General features: G+C 67.4%; 23 protein-coding genes. 12 read left to right on the top strand and 11 right to left on the bottom strand.

All coding sequences use genetic code 11. From position 1 onward, the window contains the following. Positions 1 to 2: 2 nt before the first annotated feature. From hemH to ACN4E0_RS07415, 3 genes are read right to left on the bottom strand one after another with little or no spacing between them, the layout of a single operon-like run. Positions 3 to 1,052, bottom strand: a complete 1,050-nt coding sequence (gene hemH / locus ACN4E0_RS07425; protein ID WP_419566875.1) for a ferrochelatase — start codon at positions 1,050 to 1,052, stop codon at positions 3 to 5. Then, on the bottom strand, positions 1,049 to 3,346 hold the full coding sequence (locus ACN4E0_RS07420; RefSeq protein ID WP_419566874.1) for a molybdopterin cofactor-binding domain-containing protein: 2,298 nt from the start codon (positions 3,344 to 3,346) through the stop codon (positions 1,049 to 1,051). Before ACN4E0_RS07420 ends, hemH begins: the two co-directional genes overlap by 4 nt. After that, complete coding sequence (locus ACN4E0_RS07415) at positions 3,325 to 4,287, bottom strand: Mrp/NBP35 family ATP-binding protein (protein WP_419566873.1); 963 nt, start codon at positions 4,285 to 4,287, stop codon at positions 3,325 to 3,327. Before ACN4E0_RS07415 ends, ACN4E0_RS07420 begins: the two co-directional genes overlap by 22 nt. 76 nt (positions 4,288 to 4,363) lie before the next feature. Between ACN4E0_RS07415 and hflK the strand changes: the two genes are divergently transcribed. From hflK to ACN4E0_RS07400, 3 genes are all read left to right on the top strand, one after another. After that, on the top strand, positions 4,364 to 5,530 hold the full coding sequence (hflK, locus tag ACN4E0_RS07410; RefSeq protein ID WP_419566872.1) for a protease modulator HflK: 1,167 nt from the start codon (positions 4,364 to 4,366) through the stop codon (positions 5,528 to 5,530). 1 nt (position 5,531) lies between these two features. Next, entirely contained in the window at positions 5,532 to 6,365 is an 834-nt protein-coding gene (gene hflC, locus ACN4E0_RS07405) for a protease modulator HflC (RefSeq protein WP_419566871.1), read from the top strand. Positions 6,366 to 6,515: 150 nt separating this feature from the next. Beyond that, positions 6,516 to 8,048 (top strand): Do family serine endopeptidase, encoded by a 1,533-nt coding sequence (locus tag ACN4E0_RS07400; protein ID WP_419566870.1) that lies wholly within the window; start codon positions 6,516 to 6,518, stop codon positions 8,046 to 8,048. Between the two features lie 78 nt (positions 8,049 to 8,126). On the opposite strand, the gene ACN4E0_RS07395 is transcribed toward ACN4E0_RS07400, so the two are convergent. Together ACN4E0_RS07395 and msrB are read right to left on the bottom strand one after the other, a co-directional pair. Further along, entirely contained in the window at positions 8,127 to 10,316 is a 2,190-nt protein-coding gene (locus ACN4E0_RS07395; RefSeq protein WP_419566869.1) for a transglycosylase domain-containing protein, read from the bottom strand. A 102-nt stretch (positions 10,317 to 10,418) separates the two neighbouring features. After that, positions 10,419 to 10,820: a peptide-methionine (R)-S-oxide reductase MsrB gene (gene msrB, locus ACN4E0_RS07390; protein WP_419566868.1), complete on the bottom strand. Its 402-nt coding sequence runs from the start codon at positions 10,818 to 10,820 to the stop codon at positions 10,419 to 10,421. A 199-nt stretch (positions 10,821 to 11,019) separates the two neighbouring features. On the opposite strand from msrB, the gene rpsT reads away from it, so the two are divergent. The 4 genes from rpsT to ACN4E0_RS07370 all read left to right on the top strand — a co-directional run bounded on the left by rpsT (position 11,020) and on the right by ACN4E0_RS07370 (position 14,498). After that, positions 11,020 to 11,280, top strand: coding sequence for a 30S ribosomal protein S20 (rpsT, locus tag ACN4E0_RS07385; protein ID WP_221601287.1), 261 nt, complete (start codon positions 11,020 to 11,022; stop codon positions 11,278 to 11,280). A 449-nt stretch (positions 11,281 to 11,729) separates the two neighbouring features. Then, positions 11,730 to 13,181, top strand: coding sequence for a chromosomal replication initiator protein DnaA (gene dnaA, locus ACN4E0_RS07380; protein ID WP_419566867.1), 1,452 nt, complete (start codon positions 11,730 to 11,732; stop codon positions 13,179 to 13,181). A gap of 115 nt (positions 13,182 to 13,296) precedes the next feature. Further along, entirely contained in the window at positions 13,297 to 13,728 is a 432-nt protein-coding gene (locus tag ACN4E0_RS07375) for a DUF983 domain-containing protein (RefSeq protein ID WP_419566866.1), read from the top strand. Beyond that, positions 13,725 to 14,498: a HesA/MoeB/ThiF family protein gene (locus ACN4E0_RS07370; protein ID WP_419566865.1), complete on the top strand. Its 774-nt coding sequence runs from the start codon at positions 13,725 to 13,727 to the stop codon at positions 14,496 to 14,498. The genes ACN4E0_RS07375 and ACN4E0_RS07370 overlap by 4 nt, the downstream gene beginning before the upstream one ends. Here the strand turns inward: ACN4E0_RS07370 and ACN4E0_RS07365 are convergent. Then, on the bottom strand, positions 14,487 to 15,188 hold the full coding sequence (locus tag ACN4E0_RS07365) for an NAD-dependent deacylase (RefSeq protein ID WP_419566864.1): 702 nt from the start codon (positions 15,186 to 15,188) through the stop codon (positions 14,487 to 14,489). The two genes, ACN4E0_RS07370 and ACN4E0_RS07365, sit on opposite strands and share 12 nt — an antisense overlap. Before the next feature lie 72 nt (positions 15,189 to 15,260). Between ACN4E0_RS07365 and dapB the strand changes: the two genes are divergently transcribed. From dapB to nth, 4 genes are read left to right on the top strand one after another with little or no spacing between them, the layout of a single operon-like run. Continuing rightward, positions 15,261 to 15,989, top strand: a complete 729-nt coding sequence (gene dapB, locus ACN4E0_RS07360) for a 4-hydroxy-tetrahydrodipicolinate reductase (RefSeq protein ID WP_419566863.1) — start codon at positions 15,261 to 15,263, stop codon at positions 15,987 to 15,989. Further along, positions 15,986 to 16,519, top strand: a complete 534-nt coding sequence (locus ACN4E0_RS07355) for a hypothetical protein (RefSeq protein WP_419566862.1) — start codon at positions 15,986 to 15,988, stop codon at positions 16,517 to 16,519. Before dapB ends, ACN4E0_RS07355 begins: the two co-directional genes overlap by 4 nt. 53 nt (positions 16,520 to 16,572) lie before the next feature. Continuing rightward, positions 16,573 to 17,433 carry an ion transporter gene (locus ACN4E0_RS07350; RefSeq protein WP_419566861.1) on the top strand — a complete coding sequence of 287 codons (861 nt, stop codon included), beginning with the start codon at positions 16,573 to 16,575 and terminating at the stop codon, positions 17,431 to 17,433. Further along, complete coding sequence (gene nth, locus ACN4E0_RS07345; RefSeq protein ID WP_419566860.1) at positions 17,430 to 18,080, top strand: endonuclease III; 651 nt, start codon at positions 17,430 to 17,432, stop codon at positions 18,078 to 18,080. Before ACN4E0_RS07350 ends, nth begins: the two co-directional genes overlap by 4 nt. Here nth and ACN4E0_RS07340 read toward each other — a convergent pair. The 3 genes from ACN4E0_RS07340 to dapE all read right to left on the bottom strand — a co-directional run bounded on the left by ACN4E0_RS07340 (position 18,077) and on the right by dapE (position 20,972). Next, positions 18,077 to 18,487 (bottom strand): hypothetical protein, encoded by a 411-nt coding sequence (locus tag ACN4E0_RS07340; RefSeq protein ID WP_419566859.1) that lies wholly within the window; start codon positions 18,485 to 18,487, stop codon positions 18,077 to 18,079. The genes nth and ACN4E0_RS07340 overlap by 4 nt on opposite strands. After that, positions 18,480 to 19,718, bottom strand: a complete 1,239-nt coding sequence (locus ACN4E0_RS07335) for a dicarboxylate/amino acid:cation symporter (RefSeq protein WP_419566858.1) — start codon at positions 19,716 to 19,718, stop codon at positions 18,480 to 18,482. Before ACN4E0_RS07335 ends, ACN4E0_RS07340 begins: the two co-directional genes overlap by 8 nt. Before the next feature lie 117 nt (positions 19,719 to 19,835). Then, positions 19,836 to 20,972 (bottom strand): succinyl-diaminopimelate desuccinylase, encoded by a 1,137-nt coding sequence (gene dapE / locus ACN4E0_RS07330; RefSeq protein WP_419566857.1) that lies wholly within the window; start codon positions 20,970 to 20,972, stop codon positions 19,836 to 19,838. 29 nt (positions 20,973 to 21,001) lie between these two features. Between dapE and ACN4E0_RS07325 the strand changes: the two genes are divergently transcribed. Beyond that, positions 21,002 to 21,469, top strand: coding sequence for a cupin domain-containing protein (locus ACN4E0_RS07325; protein WP_419566856.1), 468 nt, complete (start codon positions 21,002 to 21,004; stop codon positions 21,467 to 21,469). Here the strand turns inward: ACN4E0_RS07325 and ACN4E0_RS07320 are convergent. Further along, positions 21,466 to 22,365 (bottom strand): S1/P1 nuclease, encoded by a 900-nt coding sequence (locus ACN4E0_RS07320; RefSeq protein ID WP_419566855.1) that lies wholly within the window; start codon positions 22,363 to 22,365, stop codon positions 21,466 to 21,468. The two genes, ACN4E0_RS07325 and ACN4E0_RS07320, sit on opposite strands and share 4 nt — an antisense overlap. Then, positions 22,332 to 22,994, bottom strand: a complete 663-nt coding sequence (locus ACN4E0_RS07315; RefSeq protein WP_419566854.1) for a glutathione S-transferase family protein — start codon at positions 22,992 to 22,994, stop codon at positions 22,332 to 22,334. The genes ACN4E0_RS07320 and ACN4E0_RS07315 overlap by 34 nt, the downstream gene beginning before the upstream one ends. Positions 22,995 to 23,062 lie beyond the last annotated feature (68 nt).

The raw sequence follows: 23,062 nt of genomic DNA, 5'->3' as shown, positions 1-23,062 counted from the left end.
ACTTACCGCAGTGTAAGTAATTCCTGGCCCGGAATCCAGCCTGCCAATTCGCGCCGCAGCAACGTCTCGAGCATCGCGAGGCCCGCCTCCGAAGTGTTGAGGCAGGACAGGGCGGCGAAATGCTCGCCCCCCGCCTCCATGAACTGCTCGCGCCCCTGGATCGCCAGCTCCTCGAGCGTCTCGAGGCAATCGGCGGAAAAGCCCGGCGCGGCGATGGCGAGACGCTTCGTTCCGGCCCTGGCTTCCTCCTCGATCACCGCATCGGTCGCCGGTTCGAGCCATTTGGCGCGGCCGAAGCGCGACTGGAAGCTGGTGCGCAGCCGCAGGCCCGGGCGTGCGAGCCTTTCTTCCACCAGCCGCGCGGTCTTGCGGCAGTGGCAATGGTAGGGATCGCCGAGGTGCAGCGTGCGCTCGGGCATGCCGTGGAAGCTCAGCAGCAGCAGTTCGGGCGCGAAGGTGAGCGCGTCGAGCTGGCGTGCGAGGTCCTCAGCCAGCGCGTCGATATAGGCGGGGTCGTCGTGATATTGCGGCAGCGTGCGCAGCGCGGGTTGCCAACGCATTGTCCGCAGCTTGTCCGCAGCCTTGTCCACAACGGTCGCGGTCGTCGCTGCGCTGTACTGCGGGTAGAGCGGCGCGAGCAGGATGCGCTCGCAGCCGGCGTCCATCAGCGCCTGGATGCGGTCGGGGATCGACGGCGTGCCATAGCGCATCGCCCAGTCGACCATGACCTCTGCCCCTAGGCGCGCCTGCATCGCTTCGGCCTGCGCACGCGTGATCGCCGCCAGCGGCGAGCCCTCATCGGTCCACACCTGGCTGTAGGCATGCGCGCTTTGCTTGGGGCGCGTGTTGAGGATGATGCCGCGCAGGATCGGCTGCCACAGGAGCGGGGGCAGCTCGACCACCCGCCGATCGGACAGGAATTCGGCGAGATAGCGCTTCACCGGACCCGGCTCGGGCGCGTCCGGCGTGCCGAGATTGACGATCAGCACGCCGACGCCCCCCGATGCCACCGGCGGGTGGTCGGCGGGTGGATTCTGCGTCTGCCAGGTCATAGGCCCTCCGAAAGCAATGGCAGGCGGCGAAAGCGCACGCCGGTGGCAGAGTAAAGAGCATTCGCGATTGCCGGCGGGGCGACGGCCACTCCGAGCTCTCCCGGATCGAAGGGCGGTGCTTCGCTCGGGAGGAACTCGATCACCATTTCGGGACAGTCGGCGAGCGTCGGCAGGGACAGGCCGGCCAGCGTATTGGGGACGGGTTTGCCGTCTTCGTAGGCTATGCTCGATCCGGTCGCGAGCGAGAGGCCGAAGATCAGCCCGCCCTCGATCTGCTGGCGCGCGATGTCGTGATTGACGATCCGCCCGATATCGACCGCCGCATGCAGCTTGGTCACGCGTACCCCGCCCTCGGCCAGCGTCGCCTGCGCGACACAGGCAATACGCCCGCCGGTATCGGGCGGGCCGACCCTGACCATCGCCAGCCCCTGCCCGGTCCCGCGGCGGCCGCCGTCCCAGCCCGCCAGCCGCGTCGCGCGCCGCAGGCAATCGGCCATGCGCGGCATCTTGCCGAGCATTTCGATGCGGTAGAGGAAGGGGTCGCGCCCGGCGCGCTCGGCCAGTTCGTCGATGAAGCTTTCGGTGAAGAAGGCGGTATAGGCCATGGCATTGCCGCGCAGCCGGCCGCTCGGGATGGGCAGGCTCACGGGCACGTGATCGATCGCCACATTGGCGATGGCATAGGGTGGTACGGCACCCTCGCAGGCGAGCGCGTCGGCTTCGCCTGCGGCATGTTCGATCGCCGCCTGCGGGGTCTTGTTGTCGAACAGGCGGAGGCCGAATTCGCGCATGGCGGAAGGCATGGCCAGCCGCGCGCGCCAGGCCGCGATCCGCCCGCCGCTGGCCGGTTCGAAGCCCGCCTCCAGCCGGGCGCTGATCGCCGGGCGTACGGGGAGCGACTGGAATTCCTGCACGCGCGGCCAGGTCAGCTGGACCGGCCGCCCGACCTGTTTCGCGATCTGGGCCACCTCGATCGCATGGCGCCGTTCGAGCCTGGCATCGAAACTGCCGCCCGCGGCTGTGGGGTAGAGCACGACGTCCTGCGACGCGATGCCGATCGCCTTGGCCGCCGCGCGGCGGGTCAGTTCGGGGGCCTGTGCCGCAATCCACAGTTCCAGCTTGCCGCCGTCGAAGCGCGCGGTGGCACTGGCGGTCTCGATGGCGGCATGGACTGCCGGGGCGACCGCGTAATCCTGGGCGTAATCGGACCGCGCGAGCCGTTCGTCGGCATCGCCGTCATCGACAATGCGTTCGGCCTCGCCCTCGTCGAGCGCCGCGTCGAGCGCCTGCAACGCTCCGGCGCTCTCGACCGCATTCGGCCCGGCGAAGATCGGGCGCATGGCCTTGAGCGCCTGTTCCGCGATCCACCAGCTCTCCGCCACCGAGGCGAGGTAGCGGCGCGATTTCACAACCGCGACGAGTCCCTTCAGCCCCGCGACCGCCGCGGCGTCGAAACGGGCCAGGTCGGGCTGGCCCAGCGGCCCGTGGCGGATCGAGGCATAGACCATGTTCGGCAGGCGAATATCGGCGGCAAAGAGGAAGCTGCCATCGACCTTGGCCGGCAGGTCGAGCCGCGGAAAGATCGGTGCGAGCTCGGCCGCCGCGGGGGAGGCCTCTTCACTCGCCGGCATGACGCGCAAGGGCGGAGGGTCGGGCGGATCGAACCCGGCGGCCTCTTCGACCAGCGCGCCGAAGCCCAGCTGGCGATCGCCATGGCGAACCAGCCCCTGCTCGACCTCGCATTCCTCCCAGTCGACCTCCCAGCGTGCCGCAGCCGCCAGTGCCAGCAGCGCGCGGGCGCTCGCCGCCGCTTCGCGCAGCGGCTGCTCGTAGGCAGCGAGCGAGGTGCCGTCGGCAGTGGCCGCGAAGGCATTCGAGCGGGCGAAGCTTTCCGCCAGTCGACTGCCCGGATCACCCGCCAGCCCCGGAAGCCGCGACCATAGCGGGGCCCATTTCGCGGCCAGCGGATTATTGGCGTAGAGGCCGGCGGGCGGCACCGGTTCGACGCCGATCTGGCGCCAGTCGGCACCCAGTTCGACCGCCACGACCTGCGCCAGCACGGTGGTGATCCCCTGCCCCATCTCGAGCTGCGGTACCGCAACCGTCACCACGCCGTCGGTGCCGATGGTGATCCAGCCGCCGAAATCGCGATCGTTCGGCCCCGGCGCGAGCGGGCTGGCGTAATGGCGCGGCCAGAGCCACCAGGCGACCGCGAGGCCGCCACCGACCGCCGCGCCCGCGATCAGCTGGCGCCGCGTGACGGAAAGCCGGTCTAGCTGTTCTCGCCAATCCATGCGTCGACCTTGGCGGCGATTTCGTGGAAAGGCGAGGCCAGCGCCCCGTCTTCCGCAGCGGGCGGTTTGCCCCTGTCGCTCCCCTCGCGAATGGCGAGGTCGAGCGGAATGCGCCCGAGGAAGGGCAGCTCGAGCCGCGCGGCGGCGGTTTCCACCCCGCCCTTGCCGAAGGGATCCGACAGCTCGCCGCAATGCGGGCAGGCATAGCCCGCCATGTTCTCCACCAGACCGATCACCGGTACGCCCGCCTGGTCGAACAGCTGCCCGGCACGCGCGGCATCGATCAGGGCGAGATCCTGCGGCGTCGAGACGAGCACCGCACCCAGTGGCTTGAAGCGCTGGAGCATGGTCAGCTGGACGTCGCCCGTCCCCGGCGGGAGGTCGACGAGGAGCGTGTCGACGTCGCCCCAATGCGCATCGACCAGCTGCGACAGCGCATTGCCCGCCATCGGGCCGCGCCAGGCGAGCGCACGCCCCGGTTCGACCAGATGGCCCATCGACAGCACCGGGATGCCGAAGGCGCTTTCGACGGGCACGAGCTTCTCGTCGCGCGCAACCGGCTTGCTGCCCTGGTTGCCGAGAATGACCGGCTGCGAGGGACCGTAGATATCGGCATCGACCAGCCCGACCTTGCGCCCGCGGCGGGCCAGCGCAATCGCGAGATTGGCGGTCAGCGTAGACTTGCCGACCCCGCCCTTCCCGCTGCCGACCGCGATCAGTCGGCGCTGCACGCGCTCGGCGGTCATCGCCACATGGACCTGCGAAATCTCCTCGCGCTCCGAAAGGATATCGGTCACCGCGCGCTCGATCTCGGCGCGCTCGCCGTCGCCGAGCCCCGCCGCGTCGATCACGGCGATCGCCCGCCCCTCCTTCACGGTGAGCGCGGAAACGCGGTCGGCGATGCTGGCGGGCAGAAGCGATTTCGGATCGATCGAACTCATGGAGCGCGCTGCTGTAGCATCGAAAAGCGCGCGGCAACCCCTGTTTTTCCGAAGAACGACACCTATAAGGGATGGCATGAGAATTTTCGACGGGTTCGGACAGAGGATATCGCTGGCGATGGCGGGCAAGAAGAGCCCCTGGGGCAGCGGCTCGGGTAATGACGGCGAGGGCGACAAGCCGGACGGTTCCGACAGCGGCGACAAGCCCAAGGGCCCACGCAACCCCTGGCTGCCGCCAGGCGGCGGGGGCGGTGGCGGCGGCGGCCGCCGCGCGCCCAATATCGAGGACATCTTCAAGAGCCGCGGCCCCGAAGGCCCGCGCCGCAGCGGTGGCGGCGGACCGGGCGGCCCCGGCTTCCGCTTTCCCCAGCGCCCCGGCGGCAAGAGCTGGTTCCCCGTCGCGGTCGTCGCGATCGTCGGGCTCGGTCTCGTCGCGACCAGTTTCCATCTCGTCGCGCCGCAGCAGCAGGCGGTGGTCAAGACGCTGGGCAGCTACAGCCGCACGCTCGAGCCGGGGCTGCGGATCACCGCCCCCTTCCCGATCGAGACGGTCGATGTCGAGGATGTCGAGGGAGTGCGTACGCTGCGCATCCCCGGCAGCAACAGCCAGGCCAAGCTGATCCTGACCGGCGACCAGAACCTCGTCGATGTCAGCTACATCGTCCGCTGGAACATCACGGACCTGGCCGATTTCAAGTTCCGCGTGGTCGACCCGATCGAGACGGTCGCCGATTCCGCCGAGGCCGCGATGCGCGCGGCGGTGGCCGAGAAGGGCCTCGACGAGACCTTCTCGGGCCAGGGCCGTGCGGCGATCGAGCTCGACGTGCGCGAACGCATGCAGCGAACGCTCGATGGCTATCGCGCCGGCGTGCGCGTGCTCGGCGTCGAAATCGAGAAGGCCGACCCGCCCGCGCAGGTGGTCGACGCCTTCCGCGACGTGCAGGTCGCCGAACAGAATGCCGACGCGGCGCGCAACCAGGCGCGCGGCTATGCCCAGCAGGTGCTGGCACAGGCCGAAGGCGAGGCCGAAGCCTTCGACAAGGTCTACGAACAGTATCGCCTCGCACCTCAGGTGACTCGCCAGCGGCTTTATTACGAAACCATGGAACGCGTGCTGAGCAAGACCGACAAGACCATACTCGAGGCGCCGGGCGTCACGCCCTACCTGCCGCTGCCCGAAATCCGCAAGCGGGCGCAAAGCGCCGCGCCCCCCACCGTCGTGACCGCGCCGGAGGGCCAGTGACATGAGCGATTTCCTGCAGAGATACCGCACCGCCGTGATCGCGCTCGTCGTGCTGGTCATCGCCTCGATGATGAGCGTCTATGTCGTGCCCGAAGAGGAACAGATCGTGGTGGTCCGCACCGGCGAACCGGTCGGCACGATCAATGCGCCGGGCGGCAAGATGGGCCCGGGCCTGTGGCTCAAATGGCCGTTCCTCGACCGCATCGTGCGTGTCGAGAAGCGCCTGCTCGATCTCGAGATGAACGACGAGGAGGTGCTGTCGGCCGACCAGCAGCGCCTGCTGGTCAACGCCTATGCCCGCTTCCGCATCTCCGATCCCATTCGCATGGTCGAACGCGCCGGCTCGACCGACGGCGTCCGCAATGCACTCGAGCCGATCCTCAACTCGGTGCTGCGCCAGGAACTGGGGCGGCGCACCTTCCAGGCCATGCTCACCGCCGAGCGCGGCAGCGCGCTGGCCAATGTCCGCGCCAATCTCGACCGCCAGGCGCGCCAGTACGGTGCCGAGGTGGTCGATGTGAAGATCATGCGCACCGACCTGCCCGAGGCACCGCTGCAATCGGCCTTCCGGCGGATGGAATCGGACCGCGAGCGCGAGGCGCGCACGATCCGCGCCCAGGGCGGTCGCGACGCCCGCATCATCCGCGCCGAGGCCGATGCCCAGGCGGCCAAGATCTATGCCGACAGCTTCGGCAAGGATGCCGAATTCTACGATTTCTACCGCGCGATGCAGAGCTATGACGCAACCTTCTCCAATCCCGACAATTCTTCGGAGAGCAGCATCATCCTGTCGCCGGAGAACGAATATCTGCGGCAGTTCCGCGGGCGACGTTGATCGTTCGTAGAGCTGGCACCGTGCCGTTCAATCGGCATTCAGCGGCGGGGGAGACAGTGCCCGCCGGACCGCAGGGCCAATGGTGCGCTAGCGATAGCGCGACCAGAAGCCCGGCCAAGTAGAGAAGAGGACGAAAAGGACGTGAAGCCCGTGCGATACGCATATTCCGTGACGAGTGCGCTGCTGGTGGGTGGCGCCGCAATCTCGCTCGCGACCGGCTATCCGGCCGGCGCTCAGGTCGCCCAGAACGACGACAGCCACATGGCCCGCGTCGTTCCGCGTGCCGGCGCCCCGACCAGCTTCGCCGAGCTGACCGCGCAATTGCAGCCGGCAGTGGTCAACATCTCCACCCGCCAGCGGATCGAAGTGCCGACCAACAACGGCAACCCCTTTGCCGGGACCCCGTTCGAGGGACTCTTCGGCCAGCGCGGCGGGGGCCAGCAGGAACCGCAGTTCCGCGAGGGCCAGTCGCTCGGCAGCGGCTTCATCATCTCGGCCGACGGCTATGTCGTGACCAACAACCACGTCGTCAGCCCGACGGGCCGCGGGACGGTCGAAGAAATCACCGTCACCATGCCCGACGGCACGGACTATCCCGCCAAGCTCGTCGGGACCGATGCGCAGAGCGACCTCGCGGTGCTCAAGATCAGCCGCGGCGAAGCCTTCCCCTTCGTCGAATTCGGCGACAGCGCCCAGGCACGCCCGGGCGACTGGGTGGTCGCGATCGGCAATCCCTTCGGCCTCGGCGGAACGGTCACCTCGGGCATCGTCTCGGCAGTCTATCGCAACACCGGCCAGGGCGGCGCTTACGATCGTTACATCCAGACCGATGCGGCGATCAATCGCGGCAATTCGGGCGGTCCGCTGTTCGACATGCAGGGCAATGTTATCGGCATCAACAACGCCATTTTCTCGCCTTCGGGCGGCAGCGTGGGCATCGGCTTCGCCATCCCCGCCGAGATCGCGGCGCCGATCGTGCAGAAGCTGCGCGACGGGGTCGAGATCGAACGCGGCTATCTCGGCGTGCAGATCCAGCCGGTCTCCGACGACCTCGCCGATTCGCTCGGCGTGGCGCAGAACCGCGGCGAATTCATCCAGTCGGTCCAGCCGGGCGAACCGGCCGACAAGGCTGGTATCCGCGCGGGCGACATCGTCACCAAGGTCAACGGCAAGGAGGTCACCCCCGACCAGACCCTGTCCTATCTCGTCGCCAATATCGCGCCGGGCAAGACCATCCCGGTCGAGCTGATCCGCGATGGCGAGAGCCGCCGGGTCAACGTGACGGTCGGCAAGCGCCCGAGCGAGGAGGAACTGCGCCAGCAGCAGCAGTTCAACCCCGATGCCGAGGACGACGATCCGATGGAACCGGACGAAAATGCGGTGATCGAGCAGAAGCTCGGCCTGCAGGTCCTGCCCCTGACGCCGCAGATCGCGCGCCAGCTGGGAGCCGGCGAGGACACCAAGGGTCTCGTCGTCGCGGGCGTCGACCAGAATGCCGATGCGGCGCGCAAGGGTCTGCAGCGCGGCGACATCATCCTCACCGCGAACTATCGCCCGGTGACCACGCTCGACGATCTCGAGAACACCATCCGCGCCGCGCAGGGCGAAAACCGCGAGGCCGTACTCCTGCGGGTCCAGCGGCGTGGCCGTCCGCCCGCCTATATCGCCGTCCGGATGCGCTGACCGCCGACCGCCCAGCGATGACCGGAAAAGGGCGGCTTCCTCGATCTGAGGGAGCCGCCCTTTTCGTGCCCGGGTCCGCTACTCGATCGGACGGGGAGACGCTTGCTGCCGGGGTGGCTGTTGCTGCCTCGGCTCGCGCCGCGCGCCGGTCGCCTCGTTGAGGAAGTCGTCGCCGACCGCCTGCGGCGCACCATCGGCGCCGCGCGGGGCGGGTGGCGGAACCCGCTGGCCATTGGGCCCCGGCGGAGGCGCCCGGCCGGGATCGAGCGTGCGATCGAACTCGTCGCCGAAGGGGTCCTGACGCTGCCGGTCGGAGGTGCCGGGCTCGATCAGATTGCCCTGCTCGTCGATGAAATAGTAGTCCTCGGGGTCGCCGAGCATGTACTCGTCGTCGGGCTCCAGCTGCCATTCCGGAAGCTGCAGGTCGGTATCGAATTCCTCGACCGGGCGATCCTTCACCGCATAGCGCATATAGGCGGCGAAGGCGCGCGCCGGGGCGGTCCCGCCGGCCAGTCCGCCGACGCGGGCATTGTCGTCGCGCCCCATCCACACGCCGGTGGTGATGCCGGAGGAAAAGCCGACGAAATAGCCGTCCTTGTTCGAGCTCGTCGTGCCGGTCTTGCCCGCCACCGGGCGCCCGATCTGCGCCGCGCGGCCGGTCCCCGTGGCGACCGCGGTCTGCAGCAGGTCGGTAATGCCGGCGGCGACGTAGTCTGGGACCAGCTGCGTGCTGCGGGCCTGCTCGTGCTGATAGAGCAGATCGCCCTCGGCGGTTTCGACCTTCAGGATGCCATAGGGCTCGACCGAATTGCCGCCCGCCGACACTGCCGCGAAGGCGCGGGTCATGTCGATCAGGCGGACCTCGTTCGATCCCAGCACCATGGCGGGGTAGGTGTTGATCTCGGTCGAGATGCCGAAGCGCCGGGCCATCGAGGCGACGGTGCCGAAGCCCACCTCGTTGCCGAGCTGCGCGGCGACGGTGTTGATCGAATAGGCGAAGGCGGTCCTCAGATCGATTTCGCCGACATTGCGCCCGGAGGAATTGCGCGGGCTCCAGCCATCGATCGTCACCGGCGTATCGACCACGCGATCGTCGGGGGTGTAGCCCGCCTCGAGCGCGGCGAGATAGACGAACAGCTTCCACGCCGAACCCGGCTGGCGCAGCGCATCGGTCGCGCGGTTGTAGTTGGTCTGGACATAGTCGGTGCCCCCGACCAGCGCGAGCACCGCGCCGTCGCGGTCCATGCTGACCAGCGCGCCCTGCGCGCCCTTGGGCGTGTTCGACTTGATCGACGCGGTCGCGGCGCGCTGCATGCCGACGTCGAGCGTGGTCCAGACCTCGATCGGCTCGGTCGTGTCGGGCAGCAGCAGGTCGAGCTGCGGCAGCGCCCAGTCGGTGAAGTAGCGGACCGAATTCTGGCCCGGCTCTTCCTTCAGCTTGACCGTGCTCGGGTCGACCGTGACGTCGGGCGCGATGCGGCCCTGTTCCTTCATCAGCCGCAGCACGACGCTGGCGCGGCCGACCGCGGCATCGACATCGGCGGTGGGCGAATAGCGGCTCGGCGCCTTGACCAGGCCGGCGATGATCGCCGCCTCGGCGACCGACAGCTCGTTCGCGGGATGGCTGAAGAACTTCCGGCTGGCCGAATCGATGCCATAGGCGCCGCCGCCGAAATAGACCTTGTTGAGATAGAGCTCGAGGATCTGCTCCTTCGAGAACTTCCATTCCAGCGCCATCGCCAGCACCGCTTCGCGCAGCTTGCGGTCGAGCGAGCGGTTGTTGTTGAGGAAGACGTTGCGTGCGAGCTGCTGGGTGATCGTCGAGGTCCCGCCGACGCGCTCGCGCGAACCGGTCACACCCTCGATGATCGCGCCGCCCGTCCGCCAGGGATCGATCCCGAGATGCGAGTAGAACCGCCGGTCCTCGACCGAAACCATCGCATCCTTCATCACCTGCGGGATTTCGTCTGCATCCAGCCATTTGCCGAAGCTCGGCCCGAGTTCGACGATCTCGGTCCCGTCGCGCGCGCGCACGACGATGGTCTGCGCGGTCTGGGTCGCCTTGAGCTGGTAATAGTTCGGCATCGAACGCGCCGCGAAGGCGACGGCGAGCCCCAGAAACAGCGCCGCCAGCAGCGTGAACGCCCCGCCCCAGATGACCAGACGGCGGGTCCACAAACTGAGGCGGCTTTGCGGTGTGTCCGCAGCGGCCCGTTCAGCGCGCTCCTTGCGCGTGGAACGCTTGCGGCGACTCCCTCTCTTATCCATATTTTACGCAGGCATCCTTGTTGCTCGCCGCCCTATAGTTGCCACAATCTTGCATGGCGAGGTCTAACGCCGCGTGAACGCCGCGCGCCGGGTCCCGGACGATCAATCCTCGGGCTCGAAGTCGAGCGCGGCGGAGTTGATGCAATAGCGCAAGCCCCCGCGGTCGGGCGGCCCGTCGGGGAACACGTGCCCCAGGTGGCCGCCGCAATTGGCGCAGGTCACTTCGGTGCGGATCATGCCGTGCGAGGTATCGCGATGTTCGTCGACCGCCTCGCCTTGGGCGGGCGCGGTAAAGGCCGGCCAGCCGCAGCCGCTGTTGTATTTGGCATCGCTTTCGAACAGCTTCTGCCCGCAGCCGGCGCAGTAATACTCGCCTTCGGCGTAATGCTTGTCGTAGCGACCGGTGTAGGCCCGCTCGGTGCCTGCCTCGCGGAGCACGTGGTACTGTTCGGGGGTGAGCTTCTCGCGCCATTCGGCATCGCTCAGTTCGGGCTTGTCGGGCACACCTTGTCCTTTCGTGTCACACCCCCATATAGCGGCAACCGGAGCCGGTGCCCACGGTTCCGCCAGCGAGCGACGATTTGCTTGACGATTCGGGAGGGCGCCGCTAAGTGCGCCGCTTTCCGGCGGCCCGTGCCGCCCTTTCGCACGCATTGTACAAGATTTTCCGCCGCGCACGCCGTGCGGCCTGACGAGGACAAACATGGCCAATACGCCGCAAGCCAAGAAGCGCATCCGTCGCAACGAGAAGCGCGCCGAAATCAACGGCGCCCGCATGAGCCGCATCCGCAACTTCCTCAAGAAGGTGGAAGTCGCGATCGAAGGCGGCGACAAGGATAGCGCCCAGGCTGCGCTCAAGACCGCCCAGCCCGAACTGGCTCGCGGCGTCGCTCGCGGCGTGCTGCACAAGAACACCGCAGCGCGCAAGATGAGCCGCCTGACGAAGCGCGTCTCCGCTCTCTGATCTCGCGCCGGTCGAAGACCGGTCCGACCATTGCGCAAGGGGCTGCCGGTCGACCCGGCGGCCCCTTTGTCGTATTCCGGTTGCGTTCCGATACCGACCCGAAATGGCGGCGTAACATAAACCCAAGGAATCCCGCGATTCGCGAGGTAAAATTGGGCGAATTCAAATGAATCCATAGGCTTGAACGGGGGGCTGCGGCTTACACCCGAGTCAACAACTATATTTCATATTTTTTGCAGTTATCCCCCTTGCGACTCATCCGGCGGGCGACTTACACAATCGTTCTCAGCCCGAGACGGGACAGCTTGGGCTCTTAGACATTAGACGATTGGGGAGCCTCCGGGAAACGCCGTTTTCCGGAGTGGGCGGAGCTGTGCCCGGCCTTGCCAATGACGATAAAAATTAGCGTCGGGACGTGAACCGGCCGGGGGTGATTGTGAATGCGTAGAATGACTGACAGCGGCGCGCAGAAGGCACAGGACGATTTGATGGAAGATCAGGAAGCGGTGAACCTCGCAGCGGACTGGGCTGACATCAGCCAGGGCCTGCGAAAAGATCTCGGTCACCAGCTTCACAGCCAGTGGATCAAGCCGATCCAGGTCGGCGGGATCGACAAGGCCACCGGCACACTCGATCTGTTCCTGCCGACCGAATTCAGCGCCAACTGGGTCAAGGACCGCTTCGCCGACCGGCTGAGCCTGGCATGGAAGATCGCGCGCAGCGAAGTGCGCGACGTGCGCATCCAGGTGCACCCCGGCCGTCGCCAGGTCGCCGACCTGCGGCTGCATGCGGACGGGCGCCGCGCGGCCAACGACGGCGCCGATACCAGCATGATGGCGATCGGCGCCGACACGCTCGGCGATACCGGCTTCACCAGCTCGGTCGGTCTCGACCCGAGCCTGACCTTCGCCGCCTTCATCACCGGCGAGGCGAACGTGCTCGCCTTCAACGCCGCGCAGCGCATGGGCGCGACCGAGAAGCCGCAGTTCTCGCCGCTCTACCTCAAGGCCGCGACCGGCCAGGGCAAGACGCACCTGCTCCACGCGATCGGCCACAGCTTCCTGCAGGCGCATCCGCGCAGCCGCATCTTCTACTGCAGCGCCGAGCGCTTCATGGTCGAATTCGTGCAGGCGCTGAAGGCCAACCAGATGCTCGAGTTCAAGGCCCGCCTGCGCAGCTTCGACCTGCTGCTGGTCGACGACATCCAGTTCATCATCGGCAAGGCTTCGGCGCAGGAAGAACTGCTCTACACGATCGACGCGCTGCTCGCCGAAGGCAAGCGGCTGGTCTTCGCTGCCGACCGCGCACCGCAGGCGCTCGACGGGGTCGAACCGCGCCTCCTCTCGCGCCTGTCGATGGGTCTCGTCGCCGATATCCAGGCGGCGGACATCGAGCTGCGCAAGAAGATCCTCACCTCCAAGCTGGCGCGCTTCGCCCCGCTCGAAGTGCCCGGCGACGTGCTCGAATTCCTCGCCCGCACGATCACGCGTAACGTCCGCGAGCTGGTCGGCGGCCTCAACAAGCTGATCGCCTATGCCCAGCTCACGGGCCAGGAAGTCTCGCTCCAGCTGGCCGAGGAGCAGCTCACCGACATCCTCTCGGCCAACCGCCGCCGGATCACGATCGACGAGATCCAGCGCACCGTGTGCCAGTTCTACCGCATCGATCGCAGCGAGATGAGCAGCAAGCGCCGCGCCCGCGCCGTGGTCCGCCCGCGCCAGGTGGCGATGTACCTCTCCAAGGTCCTCACGCCGCGCAGCTATCCCGAGATCGGCCGCAAGTTCGGCGGGCGCGACCATTCGACCGTGATCCACGCCGTCCGCCTGATCGAGGATCTGCGCCAGCGCGATGCCGACATGGACGGCGATGTGCGCAGCCTGTTGAGACAGCTCGAAAGCTGAGGGGAAAACGCCGCAGCCCTTCGGGTCCGCTCCACAATCCACACACCGCCTGTCGACAGGTCTATGCACAGACTTGTCGACAGGCGGCGTGCGAGGCGTCAAAGAGCCTCGCGTAATGCACGAACCCCATAACCCGCCGCGCACCGATGTGGCGCTGCCCCATTCCTTCGGCGCCGCGCTGCTGCGCGGGGCGCGCTGCCGCTGCCCGCGCTGCGGCGACGGCCGGCTGTTTCGCGCCTGGCTCAAGCCGGTCGACACCTGCCCCGCCTGCGCGCTCGACATTTCGGGGCAGCGCGCGGACGATTTTCCCGCCTATGTCTCAATCTTCGTCACCGGCCACCTGCTCGCCCCGGTGCTGATCATGCTGGTCAACGACTTCGCGCTCTCGACCATGGCGATCATCGCCATCATCCTGCCGCTCGCCGTGATCTTCATGCTGCTGACGCTGCAGCCTGCCAAGGGCGCGGTGATCGCGCTGCAGTGGTGGCACGGCATGCACGGCTTCCGCCGCGAGCGGCTGCCCGAGAGCGGGGACGGATCCGAATGAGCCTCGAGCCCGAGCGCCTCGAACGCTTCGCGCGCCACATCGTGCTGCCCGAAATCGGCGGCGCGGGGCAGGTCGCGCTGGCGGGCAAGCACCTGGTGCTGGTGGGGCTCGGCGGGATCGGCAGTCCCGCGCTGCAATATCTCGCGGGCGCCGGCATCGGAAAGCTCACGCTGGTCGACGACGACCGCGTCGATGCAAGCAATCTCCAGCGCCAGACACTCTACAACAGCCGCGACGTCGGCCACGGCAAGGCGGTGATCGCCAAGCGCTGGGTGACCGGCTTCGACCCCGCCCTCGACGTGGCGATCAGCGACCGGCGGATCACCGCGGAAAATGCGCACGAGCTGGTCGTCGGTGCCGATCTGGTGCTCGACGGGACCGACAATTTCGCCACCCGCCTCGCGGTATCCGATGCCTGCGTGGCCGAGCGCGTGCCCCTGCTCTCGGCCGCCGTGGGACGTTTTCAGGGGCAGGTCGGGGCCTTCGCCGGGCACCTGCCCGACCAGGCATGCTACCGCTGCTTCGTCGGCGACGCTTTCGATGCCGAGGATTGCGACACCTGCGCCGAAGACGGCATGCTCGGCGCGATGGCAGGCTGGGTCGCGACCTTCGCCGCGCTGCAGGCGGTCCGCGTGCTGCTCAAGGATGTCAGCGCGCTGGGCGAGGCCGACTGGGGCCGCGTTCACCTGCTCGACGGCCTCGCCCCGGCGATGCGCAGCTTCACCATCGCCAAGGACCCCGAGTGCCGCGCCTGCGGCTCAGCCGGCTAGAACCTCGTCGACCCACTGCGGCACGATCTGCGTCGCCGGGCCGTGGCGCGAGTCGTGGAACCAGCGCGAGCCCATGCTCGCCTCGAGATTGAGCTCGAGCGTGCGGACGCGCAGCGAGCGCGCATCCTGGACGAAGCCGGCGGCGGGATAGACCGCGCCCGAGGTACCGATCGACACGAACAGATCCGCCTGCCGCAGCGCGGCATAGATGCGGTCCATCTCGTAGGGCATCTCGCCGAACCAGACGACGTCGGGGCGTAGCGCGGGCGTGCCGCAGACGGGGCAGCCCGGCCGGTCGAGCAGCGTGCCGGTCCAGCGCGAGCGGGTGTCGCAGGCGGTGCACCAGGCGTTGAGATGCGTGCCGTGCATGTGGAGTACGCGGCTGGCCCCGGCGCGCTCGTGGAGGTCGTCGACATTCTGCGTCACGATCAGCAGTTCGCCCTCCCACGCGGCATCGAGCCGGGCGAGCGCCTCGTGCGCGGCATTGGGCTGCTTGGTCTGGATCGCCTCGCGCCGCTGGTCGTAGAAGCGCAGCACCAGGTCGGGATCGCGCGCGAAGGCCTCGGGCGTGGCGACGTCCTCCACCTTGTGCTGTTCCCACAGGCCCCCGGCATCGCGGAAGGTGTCGATCCCGCTTTCGGCGGAAATCCCCGCCCCGGTGAGGATCACGATGTTGCGCATCTCGCTCATTTGCCTTCAAGTAGCGATGCGGTAGGGCAAGTCAAAGACCGGCCATGGATCGCAGGCCGGCAGGGAGACAGAATGGCGCGGATCGGGATAATCGGCAGCGAGGGCGCCATGGGTCACGCCCTCGCCCATGTGATCGCCGCCACGGGGCACGAGCTGTCGGGCGGCATCGACCGCGGCGGCAGCGCCGAGAAGCTGGCCGATGCGAGCGAGGTGCTGGTCGATTTCAGCGCCCCGGCCGCGCTCTGCACCAACCTCCATGCGGCGATCGGCGCGGGCATTCCGATCGTGATCGGCACCACCGGGCTCGAGGAGAAACACCATCGTGCGATCGACGAAGCCGCGCGCGTGGTGGCTGTGCTGCAGACCGGCAATACTTCGCTCGGCGTGACGCTGCTCGCGCATCTGGTGCGCGAGGCCGCGGCGCGGCTCGGCCCCGAGTGGGACATCGAAATCCTCGAGATGCACCATCGCCGCAAGGTCGATGCGCCGAGCGGGACCGCGCTGCTGCTGGGCGAAGCGGCGGCAAAGGGGCGCGGGATCGAACTCGCCGACCATTCCGAACGCGGGCGCGACGGCCATACCGGCGCACGCGAGGAAGGCGCGGTGGGCTTCGCGAGCCTGCGCGGCGGGACGGTCGCTGGCGAGCACAGTGTGATCCTGGCGGGCGAGGAGGAGCGCATCACCTTGTCTCACAGTGCCGAGAACCGCAGCATTTTCGCGCGCGGCGCGGTGCGCGCGGCAGAATGGCTGATGGGCAAGCCGGCAGGGCGCTATTCGATGGACGAGGTGCTGGGGCTGTGACCACGCTGTCCGCCGCGACCTGCCGCTGGCACGAGGATGGCGGCGGCGAAGCGGCGGCCCGGCGGTGCATCGCCTTCATCGACGGGGTCGGCATTCCCGTGCGTGCGCGCGGCGAAGGCGAGGCCATGACCCAGCCGATCCAGGGGCTGGCGATCAGCAATGGTGCGGTGGTGATCGATCCCGAGGTGCCGCTGTGGCCGGGCGACGTGCTTCACGAGGCGGGCCATATCGCGGTGACCGAGGCGGAGCGCCGCGCCACGCTGTGCGACCTCGAACCCGATCGCGGCGAGGAGCTGATGGCGATCGCCTGGTCCTATGCCGCGGCGCGGCAATGCGATCTGAACCTGCGCCAGCTGTTCCATCCCGAAGGCTACAAGGGTGGCTATGAATTCGCCGCCAGTTGCTATGCAATCGGCCAGTTCATCGGCGCGGACGGGCTCGCCGAGCTCGGCATGACGATGATCGACCTGCGCAGCGCGCTCGCCGCGGGCGCGCCGACCTATCCCAACATGATCCGCTGGTTGCGCTGAGACGCATCGCGGCATAGCCTGAGGCCGGGAAACCAGCGGCTTGGGGACAGCCAGTGGCGGGACTGCGCAAGACATTGCACGACCAGCTCTTCGTCGGGGCACATCCCGACGGGCGGCTGACGCTGCTCAACCGCCTGCTGATCCTCGTCATCGTCGCCGCCGTCGTCTCCGCCGCGCTCTCGACCGAGCCGACCTTGCCGCCGCAATGGCACCGCGGGCTGGTGCTGGGCGAGATCGTCTTCGGCGCGATCTTCCTGCTCGAATATTGCGCGCGCATCTATGCCGCGGCGGAGGAACCGGGCGACGCAAGCGACTGGGCCAAGCGCTGGGCCTTCATCCGCTCGCCGCTGGGGCTGATCGACCTCTTCGTGGTCGTCTCCACCCTGCTGCCGCTGGTCACCGCCGACGCCGCCATGCTGCGCACGATCCGCCTGCTGCGCGTCTTCGCGGTGATGAAGTTCGGGCGTTTCAGCCGCGCGATCAAGGAAGTGTGGGGCGCGATCGCCGACCGCGCCGACGATCTCATCGTGACCGTGGCGCTGGCCTTCGTCTTCGTGCTGGTCGGGGCGACCGCGCTCTACATGATCGAGGGGCATATCCAGCCCGAGGTCTTCGGCTCGATCCCGCGCGCACTGTGGTGGGCGGTGATCACGCTGACCACGGTCGGTTATGGCGATGCCTATCCGGTGACCGCGCTGGGCAAGATCTTCGGCAGCATTCTCGCGCTGTCGGGCATCGCCTTCGTCGCCATGCCGACGGGGATCATCGCCTCGGCCTTTTCCGAAGCCATGCAGCGCCGCCGCGACCAGAAGATCGAGGACATGCGCGCGCATCTTGCCAGACTCGACGAGATCGACGAGGCGGTCGAAGCCAAGCTCGCCGCACTCGAGAGGACCAGCAAGCCGCACCCATGACCAAGGACCAGATCTTCGAGTTCTTCCGCCGCCTGGCGGAGGACAATCCAGCGCCCGAGACCGAGCTCGAATACGGCAATGCCTACCAACTGGTGGTGGCGGTCGCGCTGAGCGCGCAGGCCACCGACGTGGGGGTCAACAAGGCCACCAGAGCGCTGTTTCGCGCAGTCGAAACGCCCGCACACATGATTCAACTGGGCGAGGATGGGCTGAAGGAGCACATCAAGACGATCGGCCTGTTCAATTCCAAGGCCAAGAACGTGATCGCACTCAGCCAGCTGCTCGTCGACGATTACGGCGGCGAGGTCCCCGACAGCCGCGAGGAGCTGGTCAAGCTGCCCGGCGTCGGCCGCAAGACCGCCAATGTGGTGCTCAATTGCTGGTTCGGGCAGGAGACCTTCGCGGTCGACACGCATATCTTCCGCGTCGGCAACCGCACCGGGCTGGCCAAGGGCAAGACCCCCGAACAGGTCGAGGCCAAGCTCGAAAAGCGCGTGCCGCAGCCCTTCCGGCTGGGCGCGCATCACTGGCTGATCCTGCACGGCCGCTATGTCTGCAAGGCGCGCACGCCCGAATGCTGGCGCTGCCCGGTGGTGGATTTGTGCAGCTACCGACAGAAAGTGCTGGAGAAGCCGAAGGGGCGCTAAGGTTTCTCTCGGATATGCTTTGCCAGATACTCGGCAACTAGCGTCCTTGCCCGCCGATCATTCTCCGGCGGATTGCTCATCTCTGACTCATCAAAAGCCTCAAAGAGATCCTCAAAAAACCCCAACTCGATGGTACGGCCCGGATTATCTACTACGGCGGCGTGCCACATATTATTTGCTAGCATCTCGCAGAAATCCCAATTCAAGAAGCCGGAGAGATAATCGTGGGCTATCTCGACAGCAAACCTATCAATGAAACTTTCGACGGAAAGCTGGGACTGCTCGCTCCAACGCCGCAAGGATTCAAAGCGGATTTCAACTGCCAAATCCTCACGAGCCTTGAGACGTAACTCGTTCAAAACTTGCTGGTAGGCGCTCGCGAAATTTGGGCTTGAGGGCTCAGACATCGTCCGCCGAGATCATCTCGGCGGTATCGATCTCGCCGGTCATCACCGCCACCGTCGTCGCCACCGCGGCATCACCGCTGACGTTGGTGGTGGTGCGCATCATGTCCATGATCCGGTCGACCCCGGCGACGAAGGCGATCGTTTCGAGCGGGACGCCGACCGCGCCGAAGACCAGCGCCATCATGATCAGGCCCGCGCCCGGAATGCCCGCCGCGCCGACCGCGCCGAGCGTGGCGAGGATCGAGATGAGGAAATAGTCGCCCCAGCTGAGATCGACCCCGAAGATCTGCGCCCCGAACAAAGTGGCGAGGCCGAGATACATCGCCGTGCCGTTCATGTTGATCGTCGCGCCAAGGCTGATGACGAAGCTCGCCACCGAATTCGACACACCGAGATTGCGCTCGGCACAACGCAGCGTGACCGGCAACGTCGCGTTCGAGCTGGCGGTCGAATAGCTCACCGCCATCGCATCGATGATGCCGCGGAAGAAATCGCCCACCGGCAATTTGGCGAGGAATTTGATCATCGCCGAATACATCACGAAGATGATCAGCAGGCAGCCGGCATAGTTGAGCGCGACCAGCTTCGACAGCGCGATCAGCGCGTCGAGCCCCAGCGTGCCCGCGACCCAGGCCATCAGCGCGAAGACGCCGAAGGGGGTCAGCTCCATGACGATCATGGTGACCTTCTGCATGATGATGGCGCCGCTATCGAAGACCTTCTGGACCGGCTCGCCCTCCTCCTTGGCCATCAATATGCCGATGCCCACCAACATGGAGAAGACGATCAACGGCAGCACCGCCACATCGGCCATCACCTGCACCGGGCTTTCGGGCACGATCGAGAGGATCATGTCGACCGCGGTGGTGGGGTTGGGTTCGGGCGTGGCGCCCATCTGGATCGCCGAGGTATCGACGCCCGCGCCGGGCTGGACCAGCGTGCCGAGCGCGAGGCCGAGCCACACCGCGATCTGGCCGGTGACGACGAACAGCAGCAGCGCCCTGCCCCCGACCGCGCCCAGCTTGCGCAGATCGCCAATCGCCGCGACGCCCGAGACGAGGCTGAAGAAGATCAGCGGGACGACCAGCATCTTGATCGACTTGATGAAGAAATCGCCGATCCACTTGATGCTTTCGGCCTCGGGGCCCCAGGCCCAGCCGGTGAGCACGCCGAGAATGAGCGCGGTGATCACGCGCTGCCACAGCGGAATTTCGAACCAGGTCTTCAGCATGCGGCGCTACCCCATTTGCGTGTCATTGCGAGGCGACGCAGTCGCCGCGGCAATCCAGAGCGCCATGCGCCCCTCCCAGGATTGCTTCGCTACGCTCGCAATGACGGTTTGAAAAGATCAAGCGGCCAAGGCGTCGCGGGCAATCCGCGCGTAGATGCGGCTTAGCGTCGAAAGGTCCTCGATGGCCACCGCCTCGTCGCGCTTGTGCATGGTTGCGTTGCACAGGCCGAATTCGATCACCGGGCACACGGCGCGCAGGAAACGCGCGTCGGAGGTGCCCCCGGTGGTCGACGGCTCGGGCTCGAGCCCGGTCTCCGCCCTCACCGCCGCGGCGATGATGCTTGAGAAGGTGCCCGGCGGCGTCAGGAAGGGCTCGCCCGAGACGATCGGCAGGGCGGTGCCGCCATGTTTCTCGGCGATCGCGCTGACCTTGGCCGACAGCGAGGCGCCCGAGTGGCAATCGTTGAAGCGGATCGAGATGCGCGCCTTCGCCTTCTCGGGAATGACGTTGTGCGCCGGATTGCCGACCTCGATCTCGGTGATCTCGAGGTTGGAGGGCTGGAACCAGTCGGTGCCCTCGTCGAGCACCAGCGCGTCGAGTTCGGCGAGCATGGCGACCAGCTTGGGGATCGGATTGTCGGCGAGGTGCGGATAGGCGACGTGGCCCTGCGTGCCCTCGACCTCGAGGAAGATATTGACCGAGCCGCGCCGGCCGATCTTCATCATGTCGCCGAGGCGGTTTACCGAAGTCGGCTCGCCGACGAGGCAAAGGTCGGGCTGGTGGCCGTGCTCGCGCATGAAGTCGATCAGCGCGCGCGTGCCGTGGAGCGCGGGGCCTTCCTCGTCGCCGGTGATGATGAAGCTCACCGTTCCGGCCTCGGCGGGCACCTCGCGCACCGCGTCGACCATGCAGGCGATCGAGCCCTTCATGTCGACCGCCCCGCGCCCGTAGAGCAGCTCGCCGCGTTCTTCGGGCGCGAAGGGTTCGGAGGCCCAGCCGCCGCCCGGCGGGACGACGTCGAGATGGCCGGCAAAGGCGAAATGCTTCGATCCTTCGGGCCCGCGCCGGATCGCGAAGAGATTCTCGACCGGCTCTTCGGGACTGCCCGCCTCGCCCGCGCCGCGGGTGAAGCGGGTGACCTCGAAGCCGAGCGGGGCGAGCATCGCTTCCATCGCATCGAACACCGGCCCGCTGGCCGGGGTGATGCTTTCAGCGGCCATCAGCCGCTTGGCGAGATCGAGAACATCGGTCATTCTGCATCCGCTAGCAGGAGTGCGCGACAATGCCCAAGCTCGATCTCGACGCCATCCCCCAGACCAATACGACGGGCTATCCCGCCCCCTTCGATGCCGATGTCAAAGGCCGCTGGTATCGCCGCCTCGCACCGGCAGCCGGGCTGACGCAGATGGGCGCGAGCCATGTCACGCTGAAGCCGGGTGCCTATTCCTCGCAGCGCCACTGGCACCGGGTGGAGGACGAGCTCCTGGTGATGATCGCGGGCGAAGCCGTGCTGATCGAAGACGCGGGCGAAACCGTGGTGCGACCGGGCGATGTGCTGGCCTGGGCCGCCGGGGTCGAGAACGGCCACCGGCTGCACAACCGATCGGACGAGGACTGCGTCTTCGTCGCCGTCAGCGCGGGCGACAAGGCCAGGGACTCGGGCGAATATCCCGACATCGACATGGTCTTCGGTCCAGACGGCTATGCCCGCAAGGACGGCACGCCCTATCCGACGAAGCGCATTCCCTAGTCGCGCGCCGGCTCGGGCAGCGGCCCGGGTTCGAACGCTTTGTCGAGATATTCGGCCATGCGCAGCCCCGCCTGAAGCACGCGGCGCCGCGCGATCGGGGCCGAGCGGACGATCAGTTCCTGCGACAGCGCGGTCTCGCGCGGCAGCTCGCCCGTGCAGGGGTCGCAGCCGAAGGTTTCGGGATAGACGAAGCTGCGCGCGATCTCCCAGCTCTCGCGCCCCCAGTCGGCCGACGCTCCACCCGCCAGCTCGGCCCGCTCGGCCGCCGAATAGCGCCGCGCGATGGGCGGGTCGCCGCTGATCGCGCGCTCGGCCAGCGGCCCGTCCCAGATCCAGTGCAGGTTGAGGCCCGGGACGATGCCGTAATCGGCCTTGCGGTCGTTGCCGCCGCGATCGTCGAGATCGCCCGAATGGAGCGGCATGTGGATGTCGCCGATGAAATGGACGAGGAAGGCGAGCGCCTCGACGCGGACATTGTCGGGCAGGCTCTCGTCGGCGAGGATCCGCTCGTTGCGCTCGATCTGCGCGCTGACGCAATTGAGCCCCGAGCAGTTCTTGCGGACGTCGTAGTCCTCGGTCACCGGCTCGGTCTGGTAGTGCCAGGCGAAGGTATAGCCCCAGCGCCAGTATTGCCCGCGCAGGCAGTCTGGCCAGACGGCGGCGTCCTGAAGCGTATCGAGCGCGCAATCGGGCGTGCCGAGCATGGGCGAGGCCTTGAGCAGGCGCGCGATTCTGGCCCGCGTGTCGGGACGCACGTTCTCCAGCGCGATATCGGCGGTGACCGTATGCGCGTAGAAGCCCCAGGCCTGCGCCTTCGCGGGAAGCAGCAATGTCGCGAGCGCGGCGAGTGCCGCCAGCGCGTTCAGGCGATGGTTTCGTATTGTTCGATGACCCATTCTTCGTTTTCCGATGCCTCGATCCAGGCCTGCAGCCACTCATGCTCCCACACCGCCTGCATATAGGCGGCGGCGAAGCCGGGGACCGCGATCTGATAGCTGATGAAGCGTGACACGACGGGGGCGAAGAACACGTCCGCCGCGCCGAAAGTGCCGAACAGGAAGGGCCCGCCGCTGCCGAAGCGGCTGCGCGCCTCCGCCCACAGGCCGAGGACGCGGAGGATGTCGCCGCGGCAGGCCTCGCTCGGTTCGAAGCCGTCGAAGCGCTTGCGCACGTTCATCGGGCATTCGCTGCGCAGCGCCTGATAGGAGGAATGCATTTCGGCGACCATCGAGCGCGCCATGCCGCGCGCCACCGGGTCCTTGGGCCAGAAGCGGTCGCGCCCGACCTTGTCGGCGAGATATTCGAGGATCGCGAGGCTGTCCCACACCACCGCCTCCTCGTCCCACAGGATCGGCACCTTGCCCGAGGAAGGCTGCGTGCCGCCGTCGTTCGACTTGAGCTCGTCCCAAGCCTCGCCGAACATCGGCACGGTAATCTCCTCGAACGAGAGCCCCGACTGCTTGGCCGCGAGCCAGCCGCGCAGCGACCAGCTCGAATAGTTCTTGTTGCCGATGATCAGTTTCATGCCCGTGCCCACCTTTCGTGGGGCGCGGTAGAGGTTCAGCTTGGTGCTGTCGAGGCTGAACGGAGAGG

The organism is Qipengyuania sp., assembly GCF_048550555.1.
Taxonomy (GTDB): Bacteria; Pseudomonadota; Alphaproteobacteria; order Sphingomonadales; family Sphingomonadaceae; genus Qipengyuania.
This window is presented reverse-complemented; position numbering and strand designations above follow the sequence as displayed.